Below are 9,658 nucleotides of genomic sequence, written 5' to 3'. Positions count from 1 at the left end.
CACCAACCCCCTACGGCCGGGGCAGACAGAACGACCGCACCAACGATCATGCCGGGCCACCCCGCACCCCTGCAGGCAATTCAGCAACAGAGTCTCAGGTGACGTCAAAACAAACCGACACCCCAAACTCGCTCAGAAGGCGACTCCCACAGTCACCTCGAAACGACTCCCTCACTCAGATGCAAAGCCAGCAAGTGCGTCGATGGCGCAGTGGGCGGCCACGCGGTTGCAGTCGTCCAGTGGCCAGGCGGCGGTGTCCGACTGGCGGCGGCTGACCTGTGCTTGGCGCATTCCCAGCGCCGCAGCGGGATCGGCCTGTGTCCCCCGTCAGCCGCATGAGTGCGGTGATCGCGGCCCTCACTCGTTCTCCCGACGACAGCACCATGGTGTTCAACCCACCGTTGCACGTCACCGGGCAGTCCGCGCGGCGTTGTGTTCGGGCCGCGCCTGGTGTGTCGTGACGGGTTCCGTCAGCGGGGCCGCCATGTGCGGATTTCGAGGTGGAGGATGTGGACGTCCGGGTGAATGCGGCCGGTCTCCACGAGCCATTGGTAGACGGCGGCGGTGACGTCGCCTCCGGCGGCGTCGACGCGGCGGGCGAAGTCGGCGGCATCGAAGCCGCCGGTCTGGGCGGAGCCGTAGGAGCGTTCCTCGGTGTGGTCGGCGCGCTGGATGACGTCGCGGCGGATGCCGGGTGAGTCGGTGCGGCTGCCGGAGGGGTGCAGGTAGGCGGTCTTGGCCAGGCGGACGGTGAAGGCCAGGCGCAGTCCTCGGCGGGCGGCTTCGGCGATCAGGGGGCGCAGGCGGGCGGAGCCGGAGGCGATGGCCTGGGCGCCGACGCGGCCGGTGCCGGAGCCGGTGGGAGTGATCAGGAGGGCTTTGCCGCGGACCCGGGCGCGGGCGCCGGAGGCGGTGGTGCGCCGGATGGTGTGGCGGGCGGCGATCGCGGCGAGTTCGGGCAGGTCGGTGATACCGCCGGTCTCCACGGCGGTGAGGACTTCACGCAGGGCTGTGACGAAGGCGGCGCCCTTGTTCCTGGTGTAGAACTGCGAGACCAGGGACGGGTCGCGGTCGATGATGCGGGCGATGTCGCGTTTGGTGTAGCCGGCCTGCTGTAGCCGGTCGGCGAGTTGGGCGGCTTCGTTCAACTCGCCCTGGCTGCTGGGGCGGTCACGGCGGGCGCGGGGCGGCATCAGGTCCCCTGCCCGGCGGAGGTGAGGCCGGCTCGTCCGGTGTCCCGCAGGGTGAGGAGTTCTTCCTCGGTGGTGGGTGCGGCCAGGGGGCCGGTGAGGCGGCCGCGCAGGAGGTAGTCGCCGGGCTGATGGTGGTGGGGCCAGTTCTGGGGCTCGGTGAGGTAGAGGGCGTCGGTGCGGAAGGCGACGACGGTGCCGGGGGGTGTGTGCAGGGCTCCGGCGTAGGTGTCGTCGTCTCGGTGGTACTGGCTCAGCAGGGCGCCACGGGCGCCGGACCAGACGGTCGCGGCCCATTCGGGGTGGGCGTTGGGATCACGGGCGAACCCGGTGGCCCGCTGCCAGGTGATCAGCTCGTCGTCGAAGCCGATGATTTCCGCGTCCGGCGGTACATCGCGCTCGAGGGTGCGGGGGGTGGTGCCGGTGACCATGCGGGGGCGCTGGGCGAAGGCGCCGATGCCGTAGAGCAGGATGGCGCGCACGGCGCGCGAGGCCAGGTGGGCGGCGCGGGCCTGGCGTTCATCGCCCTGGTAGTGGGCCTGGGCGGAGAGGTTGGTCCAGGTGTCTTTGAGTTTCTTGGCCCAGTCGGCAAGGGGTTTGTCCGCTTCCCAGAGGATCCCGTCGATGATCTCGATATTCCAGGGCTGGATCGGGTTGTTGAGTGCCGTGTGGATCTCGGGTCCGCCGGCCCAGGTGGTGAAGGTGGTGCCCGGTGCGCTCGGGTAGTGCCAGGCGCGCTCTCCGGGGGCGGGGGCGGGCAGGATTCCGACGTGGTTCCAGCCGTCGGGGACGGTGACCCGTACGTGCCAGTGGCCGCAGCCGTAGAGGGCGTTGGTCTGTTCCTGCGCGGTCCAGGAGGCGAAGGTGCGGCTGGTGATGCGGCGGGGTGTGCCGACGGGGGACTTCCAGGTGTGTTTGGCGTAGGCGAAGGTGCGGTCGTATTCGACGAGTTGAGGCAGCTGCCCGGGCACGTGGGGCGGGGTGAGGAGTTCGTTGCGGCCCTGGCCTGCGGTGGTGTGCAGCAGGCCGCGCAGTTCTTCGGAGAGCACGGGGAAGCCGTCGGCGTATTTTCCGCGCTGGGGGATGGTGCGGGTCCACAGGTCACGGCCGGTCTGTGAGGGCGAGCCCATGATCACGGCGTCGGGCCAGCGGCGGCGCAGTTCCTGCCACAGGAGCAGGAAGGCGTCGCGGACCATGGCGGGGTCGTCGTCGTCCGTCAGGTCGAACCACTCCCCCACGGAGCGGATTTCGACGCGGTGGTCGCCGCCCTCGCGCTGGTAGCGGCCGACCGGGTTGCGGGCGTGGACGAAGTGCCCTGCCAGGCGGTCCTTGCCGTGGCCGGTGTCGGTGCGCCAGCCGGGCATGGGGGCGTTCAGCCAGGCGGCGACCGCGTCGCGCAGGTAGGGGTAGCGGTCGGCGTCGTGGTGCCAGGGGTCGCCGGCGGTGATGTAGATCCGCTCCACGCTGTCGGGGACGGTGTGGAAGACGGCCGTCAGGAGGGCTGCGGCGGACCGGTCGCCGAGATCGAGGCGGGTGGTGTGGTCGCGGTGGACCAGCACGCCGGTGGTGGCGTCCAGGAAGACGGTGGCGCGAGGCCGTTGCAGGAAGTTCGGGCGTTGGGAGACCAGGCGGGGGGTGTGGGTGAACCAGCGGTCAGCGGTGCTCTCGTCGGGCAGGGACGGCAGGGTGCGGGGGGCGCCGTCCGCGGTGAGGGGTGCCTGGGCCTGCCTGGCATCCGCCGGTGCGGCGGGAGTCTGCGCCGCGGGCGCGGGGTCCTGTGCCCCGGCATCGGTGTGCGGCACGGCGGAGGGGGCGGCGGCAAGGCTGTCGGGGGCGAGCTGGGGGGCGATGGTCACGACTTCGGCCACGCTGATTCCGGCAGCGGGCGCGATCCGGTCGGCCTTGGCCTTGTTGTAGCCGGCGAGTGCGGTGATGGTGTTGGAGCGTTCCGTCTCGAGTCTGGCCAGGGCTGCCGCGGTCTTCTTGATGTTCTCGCGCAGGGTGCGCAGTTCGGCCAGGCCGGTGTTGTAGCTCTGTGCGTCCATCACGGTTCCTCGGGCAGCCGGCGGGTCGCGGGCCTTGTGGTGTGGGTGGTGACGTAGGCGACCGCTCCGCCGGAGTGCGATTGCAGACGGGTGGCGAGCAGCAGTTCGGCGAGGGTGCGGTCGCTCTTCACCCGGGAGGTCAGTTCGGTGGCGGGGGCGGCCAGGTCGGTGACGTAGCCGGCCAGCCGTGCGTCGGGGAAGGCGAAGCGGCCTTGCGTGTTGCGTTCGAAGGGGTCCAGGCCGGTCAGGACGGCGACCACGTACCCGGACAGGGTCACTGGCAGCACTCCGGCGGCGGCGATGCTGGCTGCGTCGCACCGCCACCAGCCTTTCAGGCTGTTGAGGAGGCGGTCGGGGCCCAGGTGAGGTGCGTAGCCGATCCACTGCCGGCCGTCGTCGACCGGGCGTGCCGCGTCGACGCGCAGCACGGCGAGTTCGGTGGCGTGCAGGCGGTGCAGGGGGGCGTGGGAACGTTCTTGCAGGGCCTGGACGACGGGCAGGGGCGTCATGACGCGGACGCCTCGGCGGGACAGGCCGGGCAGGACGCCCGCGTTGATGAGGCGGCGGTAGGTGGTGACGGCGCAGCCCAGTTCCTCGGCTGCCTGTCCCGTGGTCAGCAGCACTGCTGCCTCCTCGGGATGCGGGTGCCTGCCGTGTCTGAACGGTATCGGCTCCCCCACCATGATGCAAGCCTGATCAGATATCTGATCAGGCTTGTCGCTGGGGTGGTGTGTCCGGGGATGCCGGCCGGCCGGTGTCAGAACTCCGGTGTGCGGGCCTTGTCGGCGGCAGGGCCCTGTGCGCCGATGGCGCTCAGACGCTTGTTGATGGCTCGCTCGCTGCGGCCGAACTCCCGGCTCATCTCCTCGGCTGTGGCGCCCTGGGCGCTGCGCTGGGCGAGCTGCTTCTCCTCTGCCTGCGTCCATCCCTCGTGGGAGCGGCTGTGGGTCTTGCGGCGTTCCTCGAGGGTGGGGCCGTGGGTCTGCTTCGGTACGGGCGCGGGCCGGGCGGCGGGCAACGGCGGGGCCGGGCGGAGGGTGAGACCGAGGCGGGCGAGCTGGTGGTGGATGGCCAGCGGGCTGCGCCCGAACTCCCGGCCCAGTGCGGCGAAGTCGCGTTCATGACGGTATCTCTCGGCCAGGTGGGCGCTGGCTTCGTCGGTCCACGGCTCGCCGCGCCGCGGGGCCGCAGGGGCGGGGGGTTCCGGGCCTGTGGCGGGGGCGGTGGCTTGTGCCGGGGTGGCGTGGGCTGCGGCACCGAGCAGCCGGGCCAGGCCGTCGAGGTGGGCGGTGTCGATGTCCCCGCACAGTTCTCCTTCGATGTCGCCGGCGAGGGTGCTGACGGTGAGGGTGGCGGCGAGACGGCCGTCGTCGTGGCGGGTGGCGGTCAGGAGGTAGCGGCGGCCGTGGTCGGTCGCGGCCAGCTCCAGGTACGGCTCGGGGGTGTTGTCGCGGTCGGGCGGGTTCGGCGCGGTGCGGCTGCTGCCGACGGGCGTGGCCAGGAGGGCGTGCACGTGCCAGGAGGCCGTAAAGGTGCCGCCGCTGTCGAGCTGGTAGGCGACGGGGCCGGGGTCCAGGTCGGTGACGGCGAAAAGCACGTTGAGGGTCTGCCCCGCGAAGGGGCTGGCCGCCTCGGGAGTGCCGGGCACCGGGAGGTAGGTGAGGGTGCCGTGCCCGGGGTCTGCGACGAGGGGGGTGTCGAGGTCGCCGTGCCAGTGTCCGGCGGTGTCCTGGAAGGCGTAGATGAGGGCCATGGGCGTGGTGTCTTTCGCATCGGCGGGCGGCCCGGGTCACGGGCCGGGCGGGGTGTGCGGCGGGCGGCCTGGCGCTGATGGGGATCTCTGAAAACGACCAGGGCCGCTCGTCGCCTCACTCGGTCCGCCGTTCGACAGAGTGGGGGACTTCAACGAGCGGCGAGCGTGTTTCCGGCCGGGGCCGCCCGCTCGTGGAGTGTGCGGGCCGTGCCGGCCGGTCAAGGGCGCCTTCGGCGTCGCTCCGCGATGGCCTCCGGCCACCCTGGACAGTCCGCCCCGCCCCTGGACCTGGCTGGCTATCGGGCGGCCCCTCCCTTGTGGCGCCCGTCCGCAGGTCAGGTGCCGGATGCGTGGGGAGATCCACTGAGCAGGTGTGGGGTCACCCCCGAGCAGGGGGTGGGGAGATTCAAATGTCGCCATCAGCGCGGGCGCCCCGCTGTTGGGAGGGGTGCTCAGTAGTGGAACTGGACGAGGTGGAGGTCGCTGATGGCGACGGCGGCCTGCTGCTGGTCGGTGGGCAGGGCGCGGAAGAAGTAGGCCTCGCCCATGCCGTCGGCCAGGATGCCGCGCAGTTCGTCCTCGTCCGCGTTGCGGTGGCGGGCCTCGAAGAGCATCCGGGCGTGCACGGTGGGCAGGTCCTCGATCAGCGAGCGCAGGCGGGGGTCGCAGAACTCGCCGCAACTGGTGGTGTAGGTGAAGCGGGCGTGCAGCTGGACGGTGACGGAGCCGCCGTGGTGCAGGATCTGCTGGTGGGCGCGGCGCCTGACATCGGGCTGCCAGGCGCGGTAGATCTCCCGCTCGATGAGGGTCTGCTGGGCGGGGGTGAGGCCGCTGGTGTCTCCTGCGGCCCACCGGGTGACCGCATCCGGGAAGGCGAACAGCCGGGGGGCCAGCTCTGCGGCGTCCTGGTGGCGCAGCAGATGACGCACGCGCGCGGGGGGCCGGACCGGGGGGCGGCTGGTCCAGTGGCGGGCGTCGGCGATGTCCAGGGCCTCGGCGACCGACATGGTGGGGTGGGGCACGGTGCGGCAGGCCTCCTGCCGGGTTCGGGGGGGGGCGCGTTGCCCCGGCCGGGTGGTGGTCGTTGTCCGGACGGCGGGGCGGGACCGAGCCACGCGGGGGCGCCGACGGCGAAGTGAGGGGCGGGGCACGGTGGGTGTGCTGGTGGCGAAGCCGGTGGATTTGTCGGCGGTGCGGGGAGAGGCGGCGAGTTCGTTCGTCGTCCGGCTGGCTGCCGCCAACGGCATCCTGCCGACCGGTGTCCTGGACGATCTGGGGGTCCGGGGACATCACGCACTGGATCCGCGCACGAACGAGGTGCTGCTGAGCAGTCAGGGGATCGGGCTGCTGGCGATGCTGGCCGGCCGCGACGAGGCGCACCTGCGCCGGACCCTGCCCACCGCCGCCGCGGGGCCGGTTTCCTCGCGGGCACGGCCGGCGCGCGTCGGCCCGTGGCCCACGGGCTGGACGGTGCTGGCGGAGTGCTCGGGATGCACAGCCCGCCGCAGCGACGGGCTGCCGCCGGTGTGGCTGGCCGTGCGCGCGTCCTGGCAGGTGTGTGCGCCACGGGCAGTGGCTGCAGGGCGCCGACCGTGTGCAGCACATCAGTCTTGCGGGGCTGGAGGAGGTGGTGGAGGCCCATCGGCGCCGGATGCGGCTGGAGCAGCGGGTGGGCCCCTACGCGCGAGCCCTGCTGGCCGACGCCCTGCAGGTGGCCGGGTTTTGGTGGCGGTGCCGGCAGATGGGCTCGGACACGGTGTGGGCCCGACGGGAGCGGGCACTGGGCCTGGTGCGCCGGCCGCAGGCCCTGCCGCTGGTGGTCTACCCGGAGGCGGTCACGGTGGCGGAGGCGATGGCCGTGCACGAGCGGCAGCGGTGCTGGGGCCGGGACTTCGACAACGGTGCGCCCGGCTGGGTGTCGCGGCGCTGGATCACCTGGGTCGGTGAGCGGCTGGGCATGACCGAGCAGATGGAGCACGGCGGCTACCGGGCGCTGCGGAGCTGGACGATGCAGCACCGCGTCGCCGCCCCGGTGGCGGCCCGGCTGGCGCAGACGGCTCCGCCGCCGGGTTACCGCTCGGGTCAGATGCAGCCGCTGGAGCCGCACCGGCCGCTGCCCGAGACGCTGGAGGACTCCTCCTGCCTGCCCTGGAGGCTGGACGGGCCGGTGACCAGTCTGCCGTGAGGAGCGCGGCGGCCGTTGGGGCGGTGCGGGGCGGCCGGTTCGGGCGGGTGCCGTCACCATGGGGCGGCGGTGTCGGTCAGCGCCTGGGCGGGGTTGTGGTCCTGGCGGCAGTGCTCGAGGAACCAGTCCATGGTGCGGACGGCGACCGGCCGGACGTGGCCGGGCGAGATGCCGACCCGGAATCCGCAGTCGGCCTCGCCGGTGATCTCCAGGATGCTGGGTGTCCGGGTGGCGTAGACGATGTGGCCCGCGTGGACGGCCAGCGGGAAGTGTCCCGTGCGGGCGGTCTGGCACAGCTTGCGGTGCACGTTGGCGCGGGTGTTGGCGGTCACTGCGGCCAGCAGGTCGGGGCGCCAGCTGGGGTCGGGCGGGCTCGTCCAGGGCAGGGCGGGGTGGTGGTCGGGGTCGGCGGGCTGGGCGGCCAGCCGGGCAAGGCCGCCGTCGGCGGAGGCGTGCACGGCGCGCAGCAGGGCCACGCCTGCCGGATCACCGTGGGGCAGATCGTGCAGGGCGGACTCGAACGCCTGCGGGGTCATCTGGGCGGTGATGCCCAGGCGTTCCAGCGCGGTGAGGTGGGCTTTGCGGAAGCGGTCGTACCAGGGGTTGAGGTAGGGCCCGGGCGGGCTGGTGCGCCGCAGCCGGCCCTTGACGGGCCGGATGGTGACGCCGCGCTCCAGGGCGTAGGCGACCGCCGGGGTGGGGTGCCAGGCCAGGCCTTCGGTGGGGAAGGGGGATGGCAGCTGGGGGTGTTGCGGACGGACGGGGGGCAGGGCGACCAGCCAGCTGCCGGGGGTTCTGCGGTCGAAAGGAGGTTCATCGACCTCGCAGGCCGGGCCGTCGGCGACACGGATGTTGTTGCAGTCGGCGACGTAGGGCAGGTTGACGGCCAGGCAGACCACGTATGCGCACTCGGCTTCGGCAGGGGTGGGGGTGCGCCACCAGTTGAGGTCTTCGACGGCGAGGCTGTCGGCGGCCGCCCGGCCCACGGCGAGATGGTGGCCGGCCGGTGCCTCGCACGGTGCGGGATCGACGCACTCGGTCAGTGCGCCCGGTGCGCCCGGGCACAGCAGGACCCCGGAGACGGGGTGCCGGCGCGCCGGCGGACGCAGGTCGCTCATCAGCCGGTGGCCGCAGTCTCCGGGCGTGCCCAGCGGGGTGCGCAGCAGGCTCGTGTACTGGCCCAACAGGCTGGCCAGTTGGGGCGCGTCGAGGGTCTCCGGCAGCTTCCACGCGTCGCGGTACAGGGCGCCCCAGGCGGTGACGGCCAGGTGGATGCCGTCGCGGTGGGGATCTTGGTTGCTGGGGTGGAGGGTGGACCAGGGGCCGAGTCCGTGGGTGTCGGTCTGCCAGCCGATCGCCCGCAGCTGCCGCAGCAGGGGGTGGTCGCTGCGCGGATGCCGCTGTGCCCAAGCGGGCGGGGCGAGCGGCAGGGCCAGGCGGGCGGTGGCCGCCTCGGTCAGGACGAGCAGCGGGCCGGCGTCCAGCCCGGCCCCAGGTTTGACGGCGGGCGTGCCCAGGCCTGCGGTGACGGCCCAGGACAGCAGCTCGGTGCAGTTGTCGGCGGCAACTGGGCGTCGGTGGCCGTCGGGATAGCGGGCGGCGAGTCCCTGCCCGCCGTCGGTGTCGATCACGGCGAGGGGGCCCGCGCTGGTGCGGCGTCCGGCGGTGGGATAGTCCAGGCGCGCGGCGGGAACAGCCGGCGGGAAGACCGCCGCGGGCTGGATGGAGGCCGGTGCCACCCTCTGTGGCGGTCCGGAGGCCGCCGGCGGTGATGCGGGATGGTGGGCGGAGGCGGGGCACCGGGTGCCCAGATGCTGGGGTTTGCCGCCGACGCGCTGGCCGGTGGGCTGCCGACAGCGCCGGCACGGCTGGTCGGTGCCGGCCTGGGACGGGATCTCGCGGTGGATGGCTCCCAGGGCGGGCCAGTCCGGTGCGGTGGTGTCCGCATAGGCGGGCGCGGGAGTCTGCGTGAGCCGTGCGTGCAGCCCCGCCAGCAGGTTTCGGTAGACGTCTGCGTTGTGGCCGCGCGGGGTGGTGGTGCCGTTCTCCCAGTCCCGGACGGTGGTCTCGGTGACCGAGCAGGCGTCGGCCACCTGGTGCAGGGACAGGTCGGATTGCCGCCGCAGCCTGCGCCGTTCGTCGGGGGCGGGCAGGTCGCGCGCTGCGGCGGCGGGCAACAACGCGTCCGTGGGAAAGAGTTCGTACACGGCTTGTCCCAACTCCTCGGGTGGTGGGGGCAGATGGCGGCGCGGGGGCTGTTGCCGACGGGAGCGCTTGGCAGCGGAGCATGCCAGGGCCCGAACACGGTGCGTGGGCCCGCATGAACGTTCTGCCGCCGGATGTGACGATCTGACCTGCGCCGATGTGCCGTGATTCGAACCCGTTCGGGTGAGGCGCGCGTCGGCGGTCGCCTCACGCCCCCTGCCGGTCCCGCCCCACTCGGCCGACGCCGTGCCGCACACCGGCCCGGCCGGCGCGACAGGCG

The 9,658-nt window shown here is 73.1% G+C and carries 7 protein-coding genes; 1 reads left to right on the top strand and 6 read right to left on the bottom strand.

The window, feature by feature from the left end:
• Window positions 1-470 precede the first annotated feature (470 nt).
• From ACFV9M_RS37365 to tpg, 5 genes are all read right to left on the bottom strand, one after another.
• Complete coding sequence (locus ACFV9M_RS37365; protein WP_385074739.1) at window positions 471-1,193, bottom strand: helix-turn-helix domain containing protein; 723 nt, start codon at window positions 1,191-1,193, stop codon at window positions 471-473.
• The gene (locus tag ACFV9M_RS37360) at window positions 1,193-3,235 is read right to left on the bottom strand and encodes a hypothetical protein (protein ID WP_385074742.1); all 2,043 of its coding nucleotides are present in this window, start codon (window positions 3,233-3,235) and stop codon (window positions 1,193-1,195) included. Before ACFV9M_RS37360 ends, ACFV9M_RS37365 begins: the two co-directional genes overlap by 1 nt.
• Entirely contained in the window at window positions 3,235-3,858 is a 624-nt protein-coding gene (locus ACFV9M_RS37355) for a DNA-binding protein (RefSeq protein WP_385074743.1), read from the bottom strand. The genes ACFV9M_RS37360 and ACFV9M_RS37355 overlap by 1 nt, the downstream gene beginning before the upstream one ends.
• 134 nt (window positions 3,859-3,992) lie before the next feature.
• Window positions 3,993-4,988, bottom strand: a complete 996-nt coding sequence (locus ACFV9M_RS37350; protein ID WP_385074746.1) for a hypothetical protein — start codon at window positions 4,986-4,988, stop codon at window positions 3,993-3,995.
• Between the two features lie 452 nt (window positions 4,989-5,440).
• Window positions 5,441-6,010 (bottom strand): telomere-protecting terminal protein Tpg, encoded by a 570-nt coding sequence (tpg, locus tag ACFV9M_RS37345; protein WP_385074749.1) that lies wholly within the window; start codon window positions 6,008-6,010, stop codon window positions 5,441-5,443.
• Between the two features lie 572 nt (window positions 6,011-6,582).
• On the opposite strand from tpg, the gene ACFV9M_RS37340 reads away from it, so the two are divergent.
• Entirely contained in the window at window positions 6,583-7,173 is a 591-nt protein-coding gene (locus ACFV9M_RS37340; protein WP_385074752.1) for a hypothetical protein, read from the top strand.
• A 53-nt stretch (window positions 7,174-7,226) separates the two neighbouring features.
• Here ACFV9M_RS37340 and ACFV9M_RS37335 read toward each other — a convergent pair whose 3' ends face one another.
• On the bottom strand, window positions 7,227-9,380 hold the full coding sequence (locus ACFV9M_RS37335) for a helix-turn-helix domain-containing protein (RefSeq protein ID WP_385074755.1): 2,154 nt from the start codon (window positions 9,378-9,380) through the stop codon (window positions 7,227-7,229).
• Between the last annotated feature and the right edge of the window lie 278 nt (window positions 9,381-9,658).

It is taken from the genome of Streptomyces sp. NPDC059895 (genome assembly GCF_042731035.1).
Lineage (GTDB): Bacteria > Actinomycetota > Actinomycetes > Streptomycetales > Streptomycetaceae > Streptomyces.
Note: the sequence above shows the minus strand (reverse complement) of the source record. Positions and strands in the feature narration are given on the sequence as shown.